Origin of the sequence: Pseudomonas serboccidentalis (assembly GCF_028830055.1) — a bacterium.
Taxonomy (GTDB): Bacteria; Pseudomonadota; Gammaproteobacteria; order Pseudomonadales; family Pseudomonadaceae; genus Aquipseudomonas; species Aquipseudomonas serboccidentalis.
This window is the reverse complement of the sequence record NZ_CP101655.1, coordinates 2,875,597-2,895,561: the sequence shown is the minus strand read 5'-3', so window position 1 is coordinate 2,895,561 and position 19,965 is coordinate 2,875,597. Positions and strand designations below refer to the sequence as shown.

At 62.3% G+C, this 19,965-nt stretch carries 15 protein-coding genes; 6 read left to right on the top strand and 9 right to left on the bottom strand.

The genetic code is table 11. The features are described from left to right. Positions 1–11: 11 nt before the first annotated feature. On the bottom strand, positions 12–680 hold the full coding sequence (locus tag NN484_RS13195) for a YjfI family protein (protein ID WP_127651263.1): 669 nt from the start codon (positions 678–680) through the stop codon (positions 12–14). A gap of 151 nt (positions 681–831) precedes the next feature. Continuing rightward, on the bottom strand, positions 832–1,380 hold the full coding sequence (locus NN484_RS13190; protein WP_127651262.1) for a cysteine hydrolase family protein: 549 nt from the start codon (positions 1,378–1,380) through the stop codon (positions 832–834). A 100-nt stretch (positions 1,381–1,480) separates the two neighbouring features. Between NN484_RS13190 and NN484_RS13185 the strand changes: the two genes are divergently transcribed. The 3 genes from NN484_RS13185 to NN484_RS13175 all read left to right on the top strand — a co-directional run bounded on the left by NN484_RS13185 (position 1,481) and on the right by NN484_RS13175 (position 4,616). Continuing rightward, positions 1,481–2,482 carry a GlxA family transcriptional regulator gene (locus tag NN484_RS13185; protein ID WP_215502255.1) on the top strand — a complete coding sequence of 334 codons (1,002 nt, stop codon included), beginning with the start codon at positions 1,481–1,483 and terminating at the stop codon, positions 2,480–2,482. 276 nt (positions 2,483–2,758) lie between these two features. Beyond that, entirely contained in the window at positions 2,759–3,868 is a 1,110-nt protein-coding gene (locus NN484_RS13180; RefSeq protein WP_274659245.1) for a DUF3182 family protein, read from the top strand. Then, complete coding sequence (locus NN484_RS13175) at positions 3,858–4,616, top strand: alpha/beta hydrolase family protein (protein ID WP_127651259.1); 759 nt, start codon at positions 3,858–3,860, stop codon at positions 4,614–4,616. Before NN484_RS13180 ends, NN484_RS13175 begins: the two co-directional genes overlap by 11 nt. A 114-nt stretch (positions 4,617–4,730) precedes the next feature. On the opposite strand, the gene NN484_RS13170 is transcribed toward NN484_RS13175, so the two are convergent. The 5 genes from NN484_RS13170 to NN484_RS13150 all read right to left on the bottom strand — a co-directional run bounded on the left by NN484_RS13170 (position 4,731) and on the right by NN484_RS13150 (position 10,097). After that, on the bottom strand, positions 4,731–5,705 hold the full coding sequence (locus NN484_RS13170) for a lysylphosphatidylglycerol synthase domain-containing protein (RefSeq protein WP_215502253.1): 975 nt from the start codon (positions 5,703–5,705) through the stop codon (positions 4,731–4,733). After that, positions 5,702–6,976 (bottom strand): cardiolipin synthase ClsB, encoded by a 1,275-nt coding sequence (gene clsB, locus NN484_RS13165; protein ID WP_215502252.1) that lies wholly within the window; start codon positions 6,974–6,976, stop codon positions 5,702–5,704. Before clsB ends, NN484_RS13170 begins: the two co-directional genes overlap by 4 nt. Beyond that, entirely contained in the window at positions 6,973–7,770 is a 798-nt protein-coding gene (locus NN484_RS13160; RefSeq protein ID WP_215502251.1) for an endonuclease/exonuclease/phosphatase family protein, read from the bottom strand. Before NN484_RS13160 ends, clsB begins: the two co-directional genes overlap by 4 nt. Further along, a complete protein-coding gene (locus tag NN484_RS13155; protein WP_274659244.1) occupies positions 7,767–8,693 on the bottom strand; it encodes a DUF72 domain-containing protein in 927 nt (308 codons plus the stop codon). Before NN484_RS13155 ends, NN484_RS13160 begins: the two co-directional genes overlap by 4 nt. A gap of 201 nt (positions 8,694–8,894) precedes the next feature. After that, on the bottom strand, positions 8,895–10,097 hold the full coding sequence (locus tag NN484_RS13150; RefSeq protein WP_274659243.1) for an MFS transporter: 1,203 nt from the start codon (positions 10,095–10,097) through the stop codon (positions 8,895–8,897). A 277-nt stretch (positions 10,098–10,374) separates the two neighbouring features. On the opposite strand from NN484_RS13150, the gene NN484_RS13145 reads away from it, so the two are divergent. Then, entirely contained in the window at positions 10,375–12,474 is a 2,100-nt protein-coding gene (locus tag NN484_RS13145) for a mechanosensitive ion channel family protein (RefSeq protein ID WP_274659242.1), read from the top strand. A gap of 116 nt (positions 12,475–12,590) precedes the next feature. Here NN484_RS13145 and NN484_RS13140 read toward each other — a convergent pair whose 3' ends face one another. After that, positions 12,591–16,892: a DEAD/DEAH box helicase gene (locus NN484_RS13140; protein ID WP_274659241.1), complete on the bottom strand. Its 4,302-nt coding sequence runs from the start codon at positions 16,890–16,892 to the stop codon at positions 12,591–12,593. A gap of 326 nt (positions 16,893–17,218) precedes the next feature. Here NN484_RS13140 and NN484_RS13135 point away from each other — a divergent pair, with 326 nt between their 5' ends. Both NN484_RS13135 and NN484_RS13130 read left to right on the top strand, forming a co-directional pair. Continuing rightward, positions 17,219–18,103, top strand: coding sequence for a sugar nucleotide-binding protein (locus NN484_RS13135; protein WP_127651251.1), 885 nt, complete (start codon positions 17,219–17,221; stop codon positions 18,101–18,103). Beyond that, positions 18,096–19,025: an NAD-dependent epimerase/dehydratase family protein gene (locus NN484_RS13130; protein WP_215502246.1), complete on the top strand. Its 930-nt coding sequence runs from the start codon at positions 18,096–18,098 to the stop codon at positions 19,023–19,025. Before NN484_RS13135 ends, NN484_RS13130 begins: the two co-directional genes overlap by 8 nt. Before the next feature lie 190 nt (positions 19,026–19,215). Here NN484_RS13130 and NN484_RS13125 read toward each other — a convergent pair whose 3' ends face one another. Further along, positions 19,216–19,914, bottom strand: coding sequence for an OmpW/AlkL family protein (locus NN484_RS13125; RefSeq protein WP_127651249.1), 699 nt, complete (start codon positions 19,912–19,914; stop codon positions 19,216–19,218). Between the last annotated feature and the right edge of the window lie 51 nt (positions 19,915–19,965).

Sequence of the window (19,965 nt, the reverse complement as noted above, 5' to 3'; positions counted from 1 at the left end):
TTCCCTGTTGATTACTTGAAGAAGTGTTCGAAGGCTTCGCTCGCGCGCTGCACGTTGTCGACCAGGGTTTTCACCTCGGTGACGACGTTGGTCAGGCTCGAGTCGGCGCTGAGCGCGCCAAACATGTTGTAGACGGTCTGGCCGTTGGGCATCGACTCGATACCGATCGACGACAGCGGGAACATTTCCCGGCTGCGCAGCACGGCATCGTTGAAGGCGCGCACGTCAGTGATCGAATCGATGTCCACCAGCACGGTGTCGACGATGATCTGTGCACCGGCCACGGCGATGTGAATCGGCAGACCGCCGAATTCGTTCATTTCCAGCTTGATGCTGGGTTCGGAGCTCTGGATCAGAGACAGTGTGATCTCCTGCGAAGCCACCTCATCCAGTGCCTTGAGGGCGTTGAAGAGGCTATCGATATTCCAGTTGTTGCCTGCGCTCATGTAATTCTCCGACATGAATGAGCCAGCCAGAATCGGTTGGCGTAGCTGTTGCTCCATTTGCTTGAGCAAGCTTCGGTTTTCCGGAAGCACCCAAGTTTCGTGTTTCACATAACCGGCGGCAGCCAGGCCCGCGCGCATCTGCTTCATGTAGAAGCTCGACGGCTTTTTCGCGGACGGTTTCGAGCGCTCTCCCTTTGGGCTCTCTGACGCAACAGTGGGGGAGCGGCTTTTCATGGCGATGACTCCGTTATGAACATCTCACGCGTGAGCCACACTACAACCAATTCAAAGTGCCATCAATGGCTCACGCGTGAGATTTTTATGACAGGCGAAAAAACGCCCGCAACGTGGCGGGCGCATGTTTTGCCAAGTATGTCCTGATCGATCAACGACGCAGGAACTCGTCGGCCGACACCACGCTGGCGTAGGCGAAACCCAGCGCCGACATGAACGCAGCGTGAACCTGGGCGGCGGGCACCGTGAGGCCGTTGAACTCAAGGTCGCGGCTGGCGCAGGCGTCGTGAATCACCGTGACGCCGTAGCCCAGATCCGCGGCGGCGCGGGTGATGCCGTCGATGCACATGTGGCTCATGCTGCCGACGATCACCAGATCCTTGATGCCTTGTTCATCGAGGATCGATTGCAGATTGGTCTCCCGGAATGAATTGACGAAGTGCTTGAGCACCACCGGTTCGTCCGGGCGATTGAGTACTTTGGAATGCAGTTTTGCGCCGTCCGAACCGGGGGTGAAAAACGGTGCGTCCGCCGAGGCGAATTCGTGGCGGATGTGCACCACCGGATCACCGGTCTCGCGAAAGGCCGCGATCAGCCGTGCAGCGTTGTCGGCGGCGGCTTCAGCCCCCACCAGCGGCCATTTGCCTTGGGGGAAGTAGTCGTTCTGGATATCGACTACGATGAGCGCTTGCCTGGTCATGGGTGTGTCCTCGATGCATGGGCTGAAAGTGGATTCAGTATTGGCGTTGGCCGGCGTTTCGAGGATTGGCCGTACCGACAATAAGCAGGGGAAAACTGACATGGGCGCAGAAACAGCCGCTACGGTGGAACTGGGCGTACTGATTTACCCGGGCGCGCAGCTGGCGGCGGTGCATGGTCTGACCGACCTGTTCGCGGTCGCCAACCGGATAGCTGCCGAGCATCAGGCTGCGCAGTTGCCCGTGCTGCGCGTCAGTCATTGGCAAGCCGACGCGAAGCAGACGCCGCAGCGGGTTTATGACAGTCATCCAGACGCTGACAATGGTTTGCTGGCGGTGCTGATTCCACCGTCCCTCGGCGGGTTTTCTGCGTCCGGGGTTTCAACGGCGTTGCTGCAATGGCTGCGGGATCAGCATGCTCTCGGCGCGACCCTCGGCGGTGTCTGCGTGGGTTCATTGCTGCTGGCCGAAAGCGGCCTGCTCGACGGTCGCAGCGCGACCACGCACTGGACTTCAACCAAGACGTTTGCCGAGCGTTATCCGAACATTCGGCTCAAGGCGGATACACCGATTGTCGATGACGGCGACCTGATCACCACCGCCGGGCTGATGGCCTGGTCGGAGCTGGGCTTGCGTCTGGTCGATCGCCTGCTCGGGCCGAGCATCGCCAGCGGCACCGCGCGGTTTCTGGTGATGGAACACAGTGACAGCGCCAGTGCCTGCGGCAGCAATTTTGCGCCGATCCTGGGCCATGGCGATGCGTCGATTCTGAAGGTCCAGCATTGGCTGCAAAGCACCGGGGCGACCGACGTTTCGCTGACCTCGATGGCCGAGCGGGCGGGGCTGGAGGAGCGCACGTTTTTGCGTCGCTTTCGCGCGGCGACCGGGTTGAAACCCACCGAATACTGCCAGCATCTGCGGGTTGGCAAGGCACGAGAGCTGCTGGAGTTCACCAACGGCACTATCGACCACATTGCCTGGACGGTGGGCTATCAGGACCCGGGAGCGTTTCGCGCGATCTTCAAAAAAGTCACCGGGTTGGCGCCGAGTGATTATCGGGCGCGGTTTGGGGTGACCCCGCCCGTGAAAACACCGACCACCTGATGCAGGAGTGAGCCTGCTCGCGATTGCAATCTGTCAGCTGGAAACCAAGCGACTGATCCTCCGTTATCGCGAGCCGGCTCATGCCTACAGGGGGGGGCATTGCGAGATCGTGCAAATTGCCGGGGATTTATCGGCCGTCGTGCAGATTGAAACAGGCGCGATGCCAGCACCTTTTCGCCAAGTTTCTGATTAACCGAGCATTTCCCTGAATCCACCGTTGGCCTGATCTCTGCACCGTTCATCACTACATTCACCAAACCGTTGCAAGGGGAACGCATGACCCCGACGCCGAGCAGGAAAATGATCGTCGCGCACTCGGTGCGCGCTGGCGCACCGCAACACGAAGTGCAGACCAACAAGGCGCTGGCCCGTTGGCTGGCGCAAATTCTCGGGCTCGAATTCGCCGGCACCTACGACCCGGAAAAACACCGTGGTCGCGACCTGTACTGGTTGCCGACGCAAACCATTGTCGGTGCCAGCCAGGCGCAGGCATTGGGCATCAATAGCGCGGATGACTTGTGGGGCGGATTCGTCGAACACGATTTCATCTGCACCAAGGCGATCAGTCACGGCCTGCGCAGTCATCTGGCCCACGCGCCCCAAGGCTGGGCGCCGCTGTTCTCCGAGCGCGTGCGCGATGTGGTACTCGATGGCCTGACCGTGTTTGCCCTGGAAGATGCGCGGCCCGCCGCCGAACATCTGCTGTACAGCGGGCCGATCCGTCTGAAGCCGATTCACGCCTGTGCCGGTCGCGGCCAGGAAGTTATCGACAGCCTCGATGCCTTCGATGAAGTGCTCGCCCGTGCGGACGCCCCTCAACTGTTTCGTGAAGGCGTGGTGCTGGAGCAGGACTTGAGCAAGGTCTTCACCCACAGCGTCGGCCAGTCATTCATCGGCGGCAAGGTGCTGAGTTACTGCGGTGATCAATACTTGACCCAGGATGCCCATGGCGAAGACGTCTACGGCGGCTCGAATCTGCTGGTGGTGCAGGGCGGTTACGAGCAGGTGCTGGCGCTGGAGCTGCCGGAGGAAGTGCGTCTGGCCATCGGACAGGCGCAGATTTTCGACCGGGCGGCGGATGAGGCCTATCCAGGTTTCTACGCCTCACGCCGCAACTACGACATTGCCCAAGGCCTGGACAGCAATGGCAAACCCCGCAGCGGTGTGCTCGAACAATCCTGGCGCATGGGCGGTGCCAGCAGCGCTGAACTGGCCGCGCTGCAAGGCTTCGTCAACGATCCGCAGATGCCGGCGATCCGCGTGTCGACGGTGGAAACCTACAGCGATCAAACCCTGCCGGCGGACGCCATCGAAATCTATCGCGGGCCGGCCGAGAACAGCGACTTCCTCCTCAAATTCGTAACGGTCAAATCCTATGACGGCTAGAAGCGAAAGCATTCAAATCGACATTGATGACGAACAGATGAGCGGGACGTTTCTCAGTCCCAAATCGAAAGTCCCCGGCGTGTTGTTTGTCCACGGCTGGGGCGGTAGCCAGGAGCGCGACCTTGAGCGCGCCAAGGGCATCGCCGGGCTTGGCTGTGTGTGCCTGACCTTCGACCTGCGCGGCCACACCGGTGGCACCGGCATTCCGCTGACCCGGGTGACCCGCGAAGACAATCTGCGCGACCTGCTCGCGGCCTACGACCGATTGCTCGCGCACCCGGCGCTCGACACCTCGGCGATTGCGGTGGTCGGCACCAGTTACGGCGGCTACCTGGCGTCGATTCTCACCTCGTTGCGCCCGGTGCGCTGGCTGGCGCTGCGGGTGCCGGCGCTGTATCGCGACGATCAATGGCACACGCCCAAGCGTGATCTGGACAAGGCTGACCTGCGTGACTATCGCGGCACCCTGGTGCGCGCCGACAGCAATCGCGCCTTGCACGCCTGTTCGCAGTTCACCGGGGATGTGTTGCTGGTGGAATCGGAAACCGACGACTACGTGCCGCACTCAACGATCATGAGTTACCGCGCGGCGTGTCAGCAGACGCATTCGCTGACGCACCGGATCATCGACGGGGCTGACCACGCCTTGAGCGAGCCGGTTTCGCAGCAGGCCTACACCTCGATTCTGGTGGACTGGATTACCGAGATGGTGGTCGGTGAGCGGTTGAGCATTATTCAGTCAAGTTGAGCTGTGTCGTTGTTTCGGACGCTATCGCGAGCAGGCTCACTCCTACATTTTGGAATGCATTCCCCTGTAGGAGTGAGCCTGCTCGCGATAGCCATTTCACGTTCAACAAAAGACTCAGGACGGTTTCTTCTCAATCCGCAACGCCTTCGCCTTGGCCTCCACCAGCAGATACATCACCACCGTGATCAACAACGGCAGCAGAAAATAAATCGCCCGGTACGCCAGCAGCCCCGCCACCAGACTGCCGCGTGAAGCCTCGTGTTGCAGCAGCGCGACAAACACCGCTTCCAGCACCCCGAGCCCTGCGGGAATGTGCGTGATGACCCCGGCAATCGCACTGATCAACAGCACGCCGAGCACCAGCGGGTAATCCAGCTTGCCCGGCAGCAGCGTGAAAATCACCGCCGCCATCAGCGACCAGTTCAGCGCACCGAGGAGCAATTGCAGAACGGCCATGCGCAGTGACGGCAGGTTGATTTCCACCCCGCGAATCGACCACTCGCGGCGCGTCGAAAACTGGCACGCAGCGAGGTAACCGGCACTCAACAGCAACAACAGCACGCCGATGCCCTGCAACGCGTCGCTGCTGACTTTCCAGCCCGGTGGCATGCTCACCAGGCCACTGCTGAACACCACGCCGGCAATTGTCATGTAGCCGAACCAGTTGGTCGCCAGGCTCAGGCCGAGGATTTTGGCGATGTTGCCTTTGCTCACCCCCAGGCGCGAATACAGCCGATAGCGCATGGCGATGCCACCGACCCAGGCGCTGAGATTGAGGTTGAAGGCATAGCTGATGATCCCCACCGGCAGGATCTGTTTCCAGGTCAGGTCCTGGCGAATGTAGGTGCGCCCGATCAGGTCGAAACTGGCATACACCAGAAAGCTCAGCAGGGTCAGGCTGGCGGCGATGATCAGTGTGCGGACCTTGAAGTCGGCCAGGGTCTGCAGCACCTCCGCCCATTCGATGCGCGTGGCGAACAGCGTCAGCAACACGATCAGCGCGAGGAAGAACAGCAAGGTCAGCGGACGTTTCCAACGACTCCAGCGGGAGTGTGTGGCTGGCGCCGATTGCACGTGGGAGTGGCTCATGACGTGCCACCTCGAAACGGCTTGAGCCGCGGTTTGTGCGCCGGCAACCAACCCGCCATCGCGGGGAAATGCCGCAGGAAGTGGAACACCAGAAACCCCACGGTCATGTGCCAGATCCGACCGCGCGGCGACTTGCTCGGGTCCATGGCCTTGCAATGGTTCTGGCTCAGGTCTTCGAGGCGCTGGAACAACTCCGCGTTGAACGCACGATCACGGATCAACACGTTGGCTTCCAGGTTCAGCGACAGGCTCAGCGGGTCGAGATTGCTCGAACCGACCGTGCTCCATTCCTCGTCCACCAGCGCGACTTTGCCGTGCAGCGGCCGCTGGCAATATTCGTGAATCTGCACGCCGGCCCTGAGCAGGTAGTCGTAGGTCATGCGCGCCGCCAGTTTTGCCACCAGCATGTCCGGCTGGCCTTGCAGGATCAGCCGCACCTCGACGCCCCGGCGCGCGGCATTGCGGATCTCGCGCAGCAGGCGATAGCCGGGGAAGAAGTAGGCGTTGGCGATCACCACCCGGCGTTTCGCCCGGCGCATTACCTGCAAGTACACGTCTTCGATATCAGTTTGGTGCTGATTGTTGTCGCGAAAGACCAGGCGTACCTGACCGTCGTGATCGCTGAAGGCCATTTCTGCGCGACGCTGGCGCCGACGCAGCCACCAGAACCGTGCGCGTCCCGGGCGACCGCTTTGCAGCAGGGCGAAGTGATGGATGTCGGCGACCGCCGGCCCCTGAACCTGCACCGCATAATCCTGTTTCGCTTCGGGGCCGAAATCGGCCAGGTGATCGCCGGAAAAGTTGATCCCGCCAATGAACGCAATCAGCCCGTCGACCACCACGATCTTGCGGTGCAGGCGGCGGAACCAATTGGTGCGAATGCCCAGTCGTTTTGGCGCCGGATCGAAGATTTGCAGGTGCACGCCCGCGTCGCTCAATGCCGAGAGATAACCGGTGGTCAACTCGCCACAACCGAAGCCGTCGAGGCTGACGGTGGTGCGCACGCCGCGTTGTGCGGCGTCGATCAGGATCTGCTGCAACTCTGCGCCGACCTTGTCTTCAAAAACGATGAAAGTCTCCAGCAGAATTTCACTCTTCGCCGCACGCATGGCGTCGAACACCCGGGGGAAATATGACTCGCCGTTTTCCAGCAACTCGACGCGGTTGTTGCCTTGCCAGCCGTACTCGACATCGACATGGCCGGGCTCGCGTACCGGCGAGGTGATGCTGACCGGTTCCACGGCGGATTTCTCCAGCGGTGCGCTGCTCATAATTCAATCTCCACCGATAACGGGGCGTGGTCGGAAAGGTGGGACCAGGGCCGGTTTGCCAGGACTTTCGGCTGGCTGGCCTTGAGGTTGCGCACGTAAATACGGTCCAGGCGCAGGGTCGGCAGACGCGCGGGAAAGCTGCGCGCCGGTTTGCCGTGATGCTCGGCGAACACTTCGCGCAAACCGCAAGGCTTGAGTAGCGCATCGGCGCGCTGGCGCCAGTCGTTGAAGTCCCCGGCGACGATCACCGGCGCATCTTTCGGCAGCTCCGCCAGGCGCTGACCGAGCAATTGCAGTTGCGCGTTGCGATGGCTTTCGCGCAGGCCCAGGTGCACGCAGATCGCATGCACCTCGACACCGTCGCCCGGCAGGCGCAGCACGCAATGCAACAGACCGCGGTTCTCATGGCCGCTGATCGAGACGTCGAGGTTGTCGTGGCGGATGATCTGGAATTTCGACAGCAACGCATTGCCGTGATCACCTTCCGGGTACACCGCGTTGCGCCCGTAGGCGAATTGAGGCCAGAGGCTGTCGGCGAGGAACTCGTACTGCGGCATCGTCGGCCAGTTGCTGTAGCGCTTGGGATGGTGCTCGTGGGTGCCGTGGACTTCCTGCAGAAACACCACGTCAGCCGCCACGCTGCGCACCGCTTCGCGTAATTCCGGGAGGATGAAGCGTCGATTGAGCGCGGTGAACCCCTTGTGCGTGTTGACCGTCAGCACGGTGAAACTGCGCACCGACGGCGCGACGACCGAGCCTTCATCGGTGAAGCCCACCGGCTCTGGAATACTCATGCGAGCACCCCTTCGCCAGCGGGCTCGCCGGGGGTGGTTGCCAGGTGTTTGTCGAGGTCGAAACGCTGGAGAAGATTGCGAGCGTCGTAAGGGGCACGGACTTTGATGTCGTTGTCGAAGTAGCAGAACACTTCGCGGGTTTTTCGCGCCCGAGGCTTGAGGCGCGGCGCGATCAGGTACGCATCCGCGGGCTGCTTGCCGTGATGCCAGGCATCAATGCGTTCGGCCCAGTTTTTCAGCGCGCAGTCGCTGTAGCCGCTGGCGTAAAGCTCTTCGGCCCCGTGCAGGCGCAGGTAGACGAAATCGCTGGTGAGGTCTTCGCGATACGGCCATTTGCCGGCGGTGTCGGCGATCACCAGGGCGGTGTTGTAGCGTTTCAACAAGCGGATGAAGTCGGGATCGATGAACGTTTCGTTGCGCACTTCTACGGCATGGCGCAGCGGTTTTTTGCGCCAGACGTTGAGGCTGGCATGGCCATGCAGGTGGGCATCGTGCTGGCGGGCAAGGGCGGCTGCCGCTTCGGTGTCGTGGGGCAGCAGGGCGAGAAAGTGTTCGAAACGCTCGGGGTCGAATTTGAAGTTTGGCGGAAACTGCCACAGGATCGGCCCGAGCTTTTCCTTGAGCTCCAGCACCCCGGAAGCGAAGAAGTTCGCCAGCGGCTTTTCGATCTCGCGCAAGCGGCGGATATGGGTGATGAAACGCGGCGCCTTGACGCTGAACACGAAGTCATCGGGTGTTTCGGCGTACCACTGGGCGTAACGTTCGGGCCGTTGCAGGGCGTAGAACGATCCATTGATTTCGATGCTGTTGACCGCCCGTGAAGCGAACTGCAATTCGCGTTTCTGGGTCAGCCCTTTCGGGTAGAAATCCCCGCGCCACGGAGCGTAGCGCCAGCCGGAAATACCGATGTGAATCGTTGCCATGCCGCCCTCCCGTTGTCAGTCCTCGTACAGCCTGTATTTGGTGATGACTGTGGGCGGTTCGGGAAAGTTTCGGTGGTGTTACGGACGGTAGTCTGGAGAACTCATTAACCCTGTAGGAGCCGCCGAAGGCTGCGATCTTTTGATCTTTAAAATCAAAAGATCGCAGCCTTCGGCGGCTCCTACAGGGGAATCTGGGTTTTATCAGTGACCGATGACGATGCGCGAAGAACTCTCGGCATAGGTCGGGCCGAGGCGGTCGAGGCGACCGCTCCACGCGGTCAGCGCCAACGCTACCAGCACCACCACCCCACCGATCCACGCCGTGTGAATCAGGCCAAGGTGCTCGACGATCAGTCCGCCGCCCCACGCTCCGCCGGCAATCCCCAGGTTGAACGCAGCAATGTTCAGCCCCGATGCCACGTCTACCGCCTGCGGCGTGTGATGTTCAGCCTGACGTACCACATACACCTGCAGACCCGGCACGTTGCCGAACGCCACTGCACCCCACACCAGCACCGTGGCCAGCGCCAGCCATGGATTGCCGGCGGTGAAGGTCAGCACGAACAGCACCGCCGCCAGCAGGGCGAAGATGATTTTCAGGGCGCTGATCGGCCCGCGTTTGTCCGCCAGTTTGCCGCCCCAGATGTTGCCGACCGCCACCGACACGCCGTACACCACCAGCACCAGGCTGACGGTGCCGGCGCTGAAGCCGGAGATGTCCTGAAGGATCGGCGCGAGGAAGGTGAAGGCGATGAACGAGCCGCCGTAACCGATCGCGGTCATGGCGTACACCAGCAGCAGGCGCGGTTGTTTCAGCACTTGCAGTTGCTGCAGCAAGGACGCCGGTTTGCTGTGGGCGATGTTGTTCGGCACATACAGCAGGCTGCCGATGAAGGCGATCACACCCAGCGCCGAGACGGCGAGGAAGGTTTCACGCCAGCCGAAATGCTGGCCGATGAACGTGCCCAGCGGCACGCCGGTGACCAGGGCCACGGTGAGCCCGGTGAACATGATCGCAATCGCGCTGGCGGCTTTTTCCTTGGGCACCAGGCTGGTGGCGATGGTTGAGCCGATGGAGAAGAACACCCCGTGCGCCAGGCCCGTGACGATCCGCGCCAGCACCAGCGATTCATAACTCGGCGCCAGCCAGGCCAGCAGGTTGCCGAGGGTGAACAGCACCATCAGCGACAGCAGCAACAGTTTGCGCGGGACTTTGCCGGTGAGGGCGGTCAGCACCGGCGCGCCAATGGCGACGCCCAGCGCATACAGACTGACCAGCAGCCCGGCGGATGGCAGGCTGACGCCCAGATCGGCGCCGATGGTGGGTAACAGACCAACGATGACGAACTCGGTCGTCCCGATGGCGAATGCGCTGAGGGTCAGCGCGAGCAAGGCAATGGGCATGACAGCACTCCGGTAGAGGTTTGAATGGAGCGCAGTGTCGGGGTTTGGGTTGTGCGGAAAAATAGAGGGAGAGGCATTTGATATTTGCCTTTGGCGCAAAGATCCCGCTGTGCCGAGTACCTGTGGGGAGGGAGCTTAATGTGGCGAGCTGGCTTGCTGTGGCGAGGGGGGTGTTTATTCATAGGCATGGCGAGAGGATTCATTCAGGGCAAAAACCGAACTTGTCCGCCATTCACCGATCAGTTCCTTACAGGTTCAGCCAAGGGAGAACGGAGTTTTGATCAAGTTCAGGATCGCCATTGTGCTGGGAGTGCTGCTGTTTCTCGGCTCCAGTGAACTGGAGGCCGCGGCGTTGCCCGGCGTGCCGGCCGCCACCACCCAGGCCGCCGAGCCCGAGCCGATTGTGCAGGGCGGTTTGCTCGGCGCGATCAGTTCGAGCATCGACGATGTGCAGGACAAACTCGATCTCAACGAACATCTGGTCGATGCCTGGCGCCTGCGTGCCGACCGTGCGGCGGACGAGGTCGACAAACTGGTCAACCAGCCGTCGGATCGTTCGGGCTGGAGCGTCGCCGGGGATTTCCTGATGTTGTCGGGGGTGTGGCTTGGCGCCTTTGCGCTGCTCACGGTACTCGGTAGCCTGCTGGCCAAGCGTCTGAGTCAGGGCCGTTGGCTGCGTACCCGCCAGCGCAGCCAGGACCTGCTCGGCTACCTGTTGCCGTACACGCTGCCGGCGCTGATCTGTCTGCCGCTGACGCTGTACGTCAGCCACTTTCTGCAAGCCTCGGTGGGCCGGGCGCTGGCGCTGTGTCTGGCGTATGCCACCAGCAGCGGCATTTTCTCCACCTCGATGTTGTTGTGCGTGGTGGTGATGTTCAACGTCGGGCACAAACGGCCTGCCGCGCGGATCATCCGCGACTACTGTCCGAAACCGCTGTTCCTGATCGGTTTCCTCGCCGCCCTGAGTGACGCGTTGACCAGCCCGCAGATCGCCCGTCAGTTAGGTGGCAACATCACCAGCAGTGTCGCGGTGTTCACCGGGCTGATCGCCTCGATCATTTTCGGCCTGCTGGTGATTCGCCTGCGCCGGCCGGTGGCGCACCTGATTCGTAACCGGCCACTGGCGCAGCGCCTGAAACAACCGTCGCTGCAGGAGTCGCTGCGGATTTTTTCCGGGCTGTGGTACTGGCCGATCGTGCTGATGGTGCTGGTCTCGGCGGTCAACCTGATCGGCATTGGCGAGGACAACCAGAAGGCGCTGCGTTGCGCGTTGTTCACCACGGTGCTGCTGATTGGCACAGTGTTCCTGAGCACCATCCTCCAGCACGTGTTCAAGTCGCGAAAGGCCGAAGCGATCCAGCGCAGCAGCGCCTATAAGGAACGCTTCCTCAGCCTGTTGCACGCCTTGCTGCGGATCGTCATCGCGATTGCCTTCATCGATATTCTCGGGCGGATCTGGGGCGTTTCTCTGCTCGATTTCGCCCAGAGCAGCACGGTCGGCCGGGCGATCAGCAACGCCCTGAGCAGCATCGGCCTGATCTTTCTGGTGACGTGGCTGTTGTGGGTGGTGCTCGACACGGCGATTCAGGAAGCGCTGAAACCACCGGTCAGCAAACGCTCGTCACGTCAGCCCAGCACCCGGGTGAAAACCATCCTGCCGCTGCTGCGCAACGCGATCAAAATCATCCTCGTGGTGATCTGCGCGATCACCACCATGGCCAACCTGGGGATCAACGTCGCGCCACTGCTGGCCGGTGCCGGGGTAGTCGGTCTGGCGATCGGTTTCGGTTCGCAGCAACTGGTGCAGGACGTGATCACCGGGCTGTTCATCATCATCGAAGACACCCTGTCGATCGGCGACTGGGTGGTGCTCGATTCCGGGCACGCCGGCACGGTCGAAGGCCTGACCATTCGTACCCTGCGTCTGCGTGACGGCAAGGGTTTTGTGCACTCGGTGCCGTTCGGCCAGATCAAGGCGGTCACCAACCAGTCGCGGCAGTTTGCCTATGCGTTTTTCTCGGTGCAGTTCACTTACGACACCGATGTCGACAAGGCCATCGAACTGATCCGCGAGACTGGCGATTCGATCCGCGAAGATCCGTTTCTCAAGTACAACCTGCAAGGGCCGCTGGATGTCTTCGGGGTGGACAAGATGGACTTGAACGGCGTGGTGCTGACGGCGCAATTCCGCACCGTGTCGGGCGGGCAATATGCGGTGAGCCGGGCGTTCAACCAGCGTTTGAAAAAGCTTGTGGATAACAGTCCGGTGGTGCATTTCGCGCAGACTTATCCACAGCAGGTTTTGTTGCCCAAGCGGCAGGAAAAAACACCTGTGGAGCATTCGGCGGTGGTGTTGCCGCAGGAGTCGCGGACCTAGCGCGCGATGTTGTATCGGGAGTACCGGCCTCATCGCGAGCAGGCTCACTCCTACATTTGGAATGCGTTTCCCCTGTAGGAGTGAGCCTGCTCGCGATAGCGCCAGTCCAGACGACATCAATGCCGGATCAGCTTGCCGCGCACCTGTTCCATGGATACTTGGTCCAGCTCCAGCCAGATCTGCTGTTTGCCGGCAATCTCGGCCGCCGCCGGAAGACCATCGCGATACACCAGCCGATTGCTCGCCAGTGCCGGCACTTTCACCCCCGGCAACAACGTCCCGGCCAGATTCAGCGGATCCACCCCGCACACCGCGATCAAACTGCCGTCATGCGGCCGCCGCCGTACTTCACGCAGCAATGGAATCGCCTCCGGCAAGGCAAATTGTTCACCCGCCAGACCACTGACAAAGCGCCCGCCGCGAATCTCGCCACGGGCCTCCAGTCGATGAAACGTGCGCAGCAATTCACGCCAGCTCGGCAGCCAATCCGCCTCGCGTTCCAGCAGGCGCCAGAACACCACGCCGTAGCGCCGCAGCAAGGTCATGGCGACGTGTTCGAGGGTTTCCGGCGAAACGCTCTGGTGGTTCTCCACCAGTGGCCCTCGACGCAACAACGCCCAGCGTCCGGCATCGTCCATACCGCCGACAAACGCCCCGCGTCCACGTCGACTGCTGCGTTGCTGGCGCTTGCTCGCCGGGGTGATCAGCGCGCGCAGGCCGGCGAAGCTGTCGGCGTTCACCAGGCCGGCACCGACCAGTTCCTGCAAGGCGATTTCCAGCTCGGTGCGCAACAGGTGCGCTTCGTGGATCAACTCATCGAAAAACAGCGCGCCATGCTGACTCAGTGCTTCATGGACCTTCCGGGTTTTCGGCGACAGTTCACTGACCGGCGTTTGCTCGGCCAGCGCACTCCACAATCCGACCTGGCTACGTGGCAGCAGCACAATCGGTGTACTGCGCAGGGCCGTACCGCTGACTTTCTGCCGGGCACTGAGCCGCGTCCACACCAGTTTGCCGTTGCGGCACAGGTCATCCAGCCAGCTCGGTGAATAGTCCTTGAGCCGCGCCGGGAGAATGTCGCTGTCCCACGCGGAGGCCGCCGCCGGATAGCCTTCGAACTGGCCGACAATCGCTGGCAACACCGCGCTGCCCTGACCGCGCGTGGCGTTGGACAGGTGCTGCCAATCGAACAGAAAACGCATGAAATCCTGCAACGCCACCGGCTCGATTTCCCGGCGCAAACGCTTGACCGTGTAGCGATGGATGCGCGCCAGCAGATGCCGTTCGCACCATTCTTCAACCGCCACGCCCGGGGTGAAATGCCCACGCAGCACGTAGCCTTCGCGCTCCAGTTGCGCGAGGGCTTGTGCGACTTGCGCGGTGGGCAGCGCCAGCGGCTCGGCAATCGCCGGTAACGGCAGCGGGCCAAACGCGCCGAGCCGCGCGCGGATCATTTCGACCAGGGCCTCATCGAACGTCCAGGGTTCATTGAAACCGGGTAAGGCCTCCTGCTGCGGTTGCAGCGTGGCCTGTGGATAAAGGGCCAACAGGCAGGTCAGGCGCTCTCGCGCCAGCCACAGGCAACGTTGTGGATCGATCATCAGACAGCAGGCGCGGCCACCGTCAGTCAGTGTGTTCAGCCACTCGCGCCAAGGCTGGTTGGCCTGCACTTCGGCCTCGCTGACGCATGCCAGACTCATCAGCGCCTCGTGCATTTCATCGACATTGGCCGGCGTCGGCCACGCCTCTTCGCGCACGGCGTCGATGGCATCGGCATCCAGTGCACCGAGGTCATCGGTGGATTGCGGATCGCTCCAGCGCCGGTTGATCACGGCTTGGGTCCGGCGTTCCTCCAGCGGTGCGTCGTCGAGAAAGGTGTACGGCCGCGCACTGAGAATTTCTGCCGCCAGCGGTGACGGCGCCGGCAGATCGCGGCTGAGCAAACGCACTTCGCCACGCTCCATGCGCCGCAGCAACTGCAGCCAGCCTTCGCTGTCCATGGCCTCGTGCAGGCAGTCGTCGAGGGTCTGTTCCACCAGCGGGTGTTCAGGGACTTCCCGTTCGCCGGCGAGGTTTTCCAGGCAGGCGATCTGGTCCGGAAACACGCTGGCGATCAGGTCTTCGCTTTTCATCCGCTGCAACTGCGGCGCGACTTTGCGCCCGCCGGTAAACCGCGGCAACGCCAGCGCCACCCCGGCATTCCAGCGCCAGCGCACGCCGAACAATGGCGCGTCCAGAATCGCTTGAATCAGGATGTGCTCGGCGCTGTTGCTGTGCAGGTAACGCCAGACGTCATCAAGTTCGAAACTGTGGCTGGTGGACAGCGACAGGACGATCGCATCTTCACTGGCGGCGGCTTGCAATTCGAAGTTGAAGGTGCGGCAGAAACGCTTGCGCAGCGCCAGGCCCCAGGCGCGGTTGATGCGGCTGCCGAACGGTGAATGGATGATCAACTGGGTGCCGCCGGACTCGTCGAAAAACCGCTCCATCAGCAGCGTGTCCTGTGAGGGCAGGGCGCCGAGGGTCAGGCGTGCGCGGGACAGATACTCCACCAGTTGTTCGGCGCTGGCGCGGTTCAGGCCGAGGGTTGCGGTCAGCCAGTCGAGCGCCGGTTGCAGATCGCCGGGGCGGCTGCTGAGCAATTCGTCGAGGGTTGCTTGCAGGCGCGCCACCGCCGAAGACAACTCATCGCTGCGCCCCGGGGCTTCGCCGAGCCAGAACGGAATGGTCGGCGGCTGGCCCAGGGCATCTTCGACCCGCACCTTGCCGGTTTCCACCCGCAGGATGCGATAGGAGGTGTTGCCGAGTTGAAACACGTCGCCAGCAATGCTTTCCACGGCGAAGTCTTCGTTGACGCTGCCAATGTTCAGGCCCTGCGGTTCCAGCAGCACGCTGTAGTCGGCGTTGTCCGGGATGGTGCCGCCGCTGGTCACGGCAGTCAGTTGCGCACCACGGCGGCCGCGCAGGGTGCGGCTGACGGCGTCGCGATGCAGGTAAGCGCTGCGGATGCCCTGGCGACCGTTGTAGCCTTCGGCGAGCATGGTCAGCAGCGCCTGATAGTGTTTTTCGTCGAGTTCGCGATAGGGCGAGGCTCTGCGGAAGGTCGTCAGCAGCGCGTCTTCCGCCCATTCCTGGCAACTGACTTCGGCGATGATCTGCTGCGCCAGTACATCCAGCGGCGCTTCAGGAATGTGCAGGGTGTCGAGTTCGCCACGGCGCACGCAGTCGAGCAGGGCGGCGCATTCGATCAGGTCGTCGCGGGTGGTGGCGAACAAGCGACCTTTGGGCGTGCCACCGACCTGGTGTCCGGAACGCCCCACTCTTTGCAGAAACCCGGCAATCGATCGCGGCGAGGCGATCTGACAGACCAGATCGACTTCGCCGATATCGATGCCCAATTCCAGCGAGGCGGTGGCGATCAGCACTTGCAGTTCGCCACGCTTGAGCCGCTGTTCGGCGTCGAGGCGAAACTCCTTGGCCAGACTGCCGTGGTGCGCGGCGACTGCGTGTTTGCCCAGGCGTTCGCTGAGGTGGCGGCTCAAGCGTTCGGCCAGACGCCGGGTGTTGACGAAAATCAGCGTGGTGCGGTGTTCGCGGGCAAACTCGGCGAGGCGATCGTAGACCAGTTCCCAGACGTCGTTGGCCATCACTGCTGACAACGGCACCGGCGGCACTTCAATGCCCAGGTCCCGCGGGCGGGCGTGGCCGATGTCGATGATCTCGCAGGGCCGATCGGTGCCGACCAGAAACCGCGCCACGGCGTCGATGGGTTTTTGCGTGGCGGACAAACCGATGCGGGTCAGCGGTTCGGCGCACAGGGCCTGCAAGCGTTCGAGGCTCAGCGCCAGGTGGCTGCCGCGCTTGCTGGCGGCGATCGCATGGATTTCGTCGACGATCACCGTGCGTGTGGTGCCGAGCATTTTGCGTCCGGACTCGGAGCCGAGCAGCACGTACAGCGATTCCGGGGTGGTCACCAGAATGTGCGGCGCGCTTTTGCGCATGGCGACGCGCTCTTTTTGCGGGGTGTCGCCGGTGCGCACGGCCGTGGTGATCTGCAATTCGGGCTGGCCCATCTGGCGCAACTGCTCGGTGATCCCCGCCAGCGGGTTCTGCAGGTTGATGCGGATGTCGTTGGACAACGCCTTGAGCGGCGAAACGTAGACCACCAGGGTCTCGTCTGGCAGGCCGTCGGGGTTTTCCAGGCCACGGTGGACGAGGTCGTCGAGCACGGCGAGGAACGCGGTAAGGGTTTTGCCGGAACCGGTGGGCGCGGCGATCAGCGTCGAGCGGCGCTGGCGGATCAACGGCCACGCGCGGGCCTGAGCGGCGGTGACCGTCGGGAAGGTGCTGCTGAACCAGGCGCTGACGGCGGGGTGGAAGCCTGCCAGGGCGGCGTCCTTGGGGATGGGCAGATTCATGCTTAAGTTATGCGGGTGGTCATCCGAAGATGCAAGTTTTCCAGACCGGCTGATAACCCTGTGGCGAGGGGGCTTGCCCCCGTCGGGGCGCGAAGCGGCCCCGCTTTTCGACCCTTTCGCCTATCAATGTTTACGACGGCTTCACAGCCGGACGGGGGCAAGCCCCTCGCCACAGGAAACCGGGTGAATCCCGGCGATCTACACTTTACGGGTGACGGTTGCGCACTAAACCCGCAAAATGCAACGATTCCGGCAATTATCGACGACGGCGCCATACCGGCCGTCGCTAAAGCCATCGTTCCAATCAGACTGGGCCTGCTGACTCTATGCGAATGCGCCTTATGTTACTGGGCGGCGGAAATGCCCTTGGGCAGGCGCTGATTCGCCTCGGTGCAGAGGAAGACATCGGTTTCCTCGCCCCCCGCCCGCCAGAAGACGGCTGGGACGCCGCGAGCCTGACGCAACTGCTCGACGACACCCGTCCGGATGCGTTGATCAACCTCGCCTACTATTTCGACTGGTTTCAGGCCGAAACCGTCAGCGAAAGCCGTCTGGCCGGCCAGGAACGCGCCATCGAGCGGCTGGCCGAGCTGTGCCAGCACCACAACATCATCCTCGTGCAGCCGTCCAGTTACCGAGTGTTCGACGGTTCGCGGGCAACCGCCTACAGCGAAAAAGACGAGCCGGTGCCGCTGGGCCTGCGCGGTCAGGCGCTGTGGCGCATCGAACAAAGTGTTCGGGCCACTTGCCCGCAGCACGTGCTGTTGCGTTTCGGCTGGCTGCTCGATGACAGCCCTGACGGCACTCTCGGGCGCTTCCTCGCCCGCGCCGAACAGCCGGACGAGTTGCTGATGGCCGATGATCGCCGGGGCAACCCGACCCCGGTGGATGATGCCGCGCGAGTGATCATTTCGGTGCTCAAGCAACTCGATTGCGCGGCGCCGCTGTGGGGCACGTACCATTACGCCGGCCACGAGGCGACCACGCCGTTGGCCCTCGGTCAGGCGATTCTGAGCGAAGCGCGCAACCTGCATCCGCTGGCGATCGAAGCACCCACCGCCCAGGCGCATGCCGCACGGCCAGACGCCGCCGAGGAGCCGCAGCACGCGGTGCTCGCCTGCAAGAAAATTCTGCACACTTTCGGGATCAAGCCCCGCGCCTGGCGCGCTGCGCTCCCGGCTTTACTGGATAGGTTTTATCGTCATGGCTGAAGGCCCTGTTTTAATCACCGGCGGCGCCGGTTTCATCGGCTCGCACCTGACGGATGCGTTGCTCGCCGCGGGTCACTCGGTGCGGATTCTCGATGATCTGTCGACCGGCAAACGCGCCAACCTGCCACTGGACAACCCGAAGGTCGAGCTGATCGTCGGTGACGTCGCCGACGCCGCGCTGGTCGCGCAGGCGATGCAAGGCTGCAGCGCGGTGGCGCATCTGGCGGCAGTGGCTTCGGTTCAGGCTTCGGTGGATGACCCGGTGAAGACTCACCAGAGCAATTTCATCGGCACCTTGAATGTCTGCGAAGCCATGCGCCAGGTCGGGGTCAAGCGCGTGCTCTACGCATCGAGCGCGGCTGTATACGGCAACAACGGCGAAGGCGAGTCCATTGACGAGGACACGCCAAAGGCCCCGCTGACCCCGTATGCCTCAGACAAGCTGGCCGGCGAACATTATTTCGATTTCTACCGTCGCCAGCATGGTCTGGAACCGGTGATCTTCCGTTTCTTCAACATCTTCGGCCCGCGCCAGGATCCATCCTCGCCGTACTCCGGGGTCATCAGCATCTTCAGCGAGCGGGCGCAGAAAGGCCTGCCGATCACCGTCTTCGGCGACGGCGAGCAGACGCGTGATTTCCTCTACGTCGAGGATCTGGTCGATGTGCTGGTGCAGGCGATCGAAAAGCCTGAAGTGGAGGTCGGCGCGATGAACGTCGGCTGGAATCAGGCGATGAACCTCAAGCAGATGCTGCAAGCGCTGCAGGAAGTGGTCGGCGAACTGCCCCCGATCAGCTACGGCCCGGCGCGCTCCGGTGACATCCGTCATTCGCGGGCGAACAACGCTCGTTTGCTCGAGCGCTTCAAGCTGCCAGAGCCGACGCCGATGCGCGTGGGGCTGGCGCGATTGCTGGGACGCTAAGTTCCTATTGCCACAAAAAAAGGCGTCCAGAGCGGACGCCTTTTTTTGTGGCCGGAAATCGCTCTGATGGCGACATACTTCCTGCAGACAAGAGACTTGTGGCGAGGGGGCAAGCCCTCTCACCACAGTTATTTACTCTCACTGCAATAGCCAGGTTCACCACCACGTGAACGTTCTTTGTCGATCTGCCTTAGAACTTGTAGCCCAGACCCACCATGTACACAAATGGATCGACATCAACATTCACTTTGGCACGGGTGCCCGGAGCCACGGCGTTGTTCTCGACGGTGGCGCGGGTGTCGATGTCGATGTAGCGCACTTGGGCGTTGAGCATGATGTTGTCGGTCAGCATGTAGTCGGCACCAACCTGCCAGGCCAGGCCCCAGGAGTTTTTCGCCTTGAAGTTGCTGAAGCCGTTGGACTGGGCTTCGCTGCCGACGTGTTCGTCGTAGATCCAGGTGTAGTTGATGCCGCCGCCGATGTACGGCTGGAATGGCGACTTCGCATCCAGCGGGTAGTACACGACGCTGAGGGTTGGCGGCAGGTGTTTCAGGGTGCCGAGTTTGCCGTTGGCGGCTGGCAGTGCGGTGCCTTTGAGTTTGACGTCATGCTCGAACGGGGAAGCTGCCAGCAACTCGATACCGATGTTGTTGGTCAGCATGTAAGCGAAGTTCAGACCCAGTTGGGTGTCGCTGCTCATGGTCGCCTTGCCGCCCAGGTTGGTGCCACTCAACGGACCCTGATCGACCTTGACGCTGGAGCTGTCGGCCTTCGGGTTGACGGTGATCGCACCGGCGCGAACGATGATGTCGCCGGCTTCGTGGGCGTGGGCGAGCGGGGCTGCGAGCGCGAATGCAAACAGCGAAGCGCTGAGCAAGGACTTGTTCATGGGAGCTCCAGAAGGACGTTAAAGATGTCTGATGTCCTATGGTACGAAGCC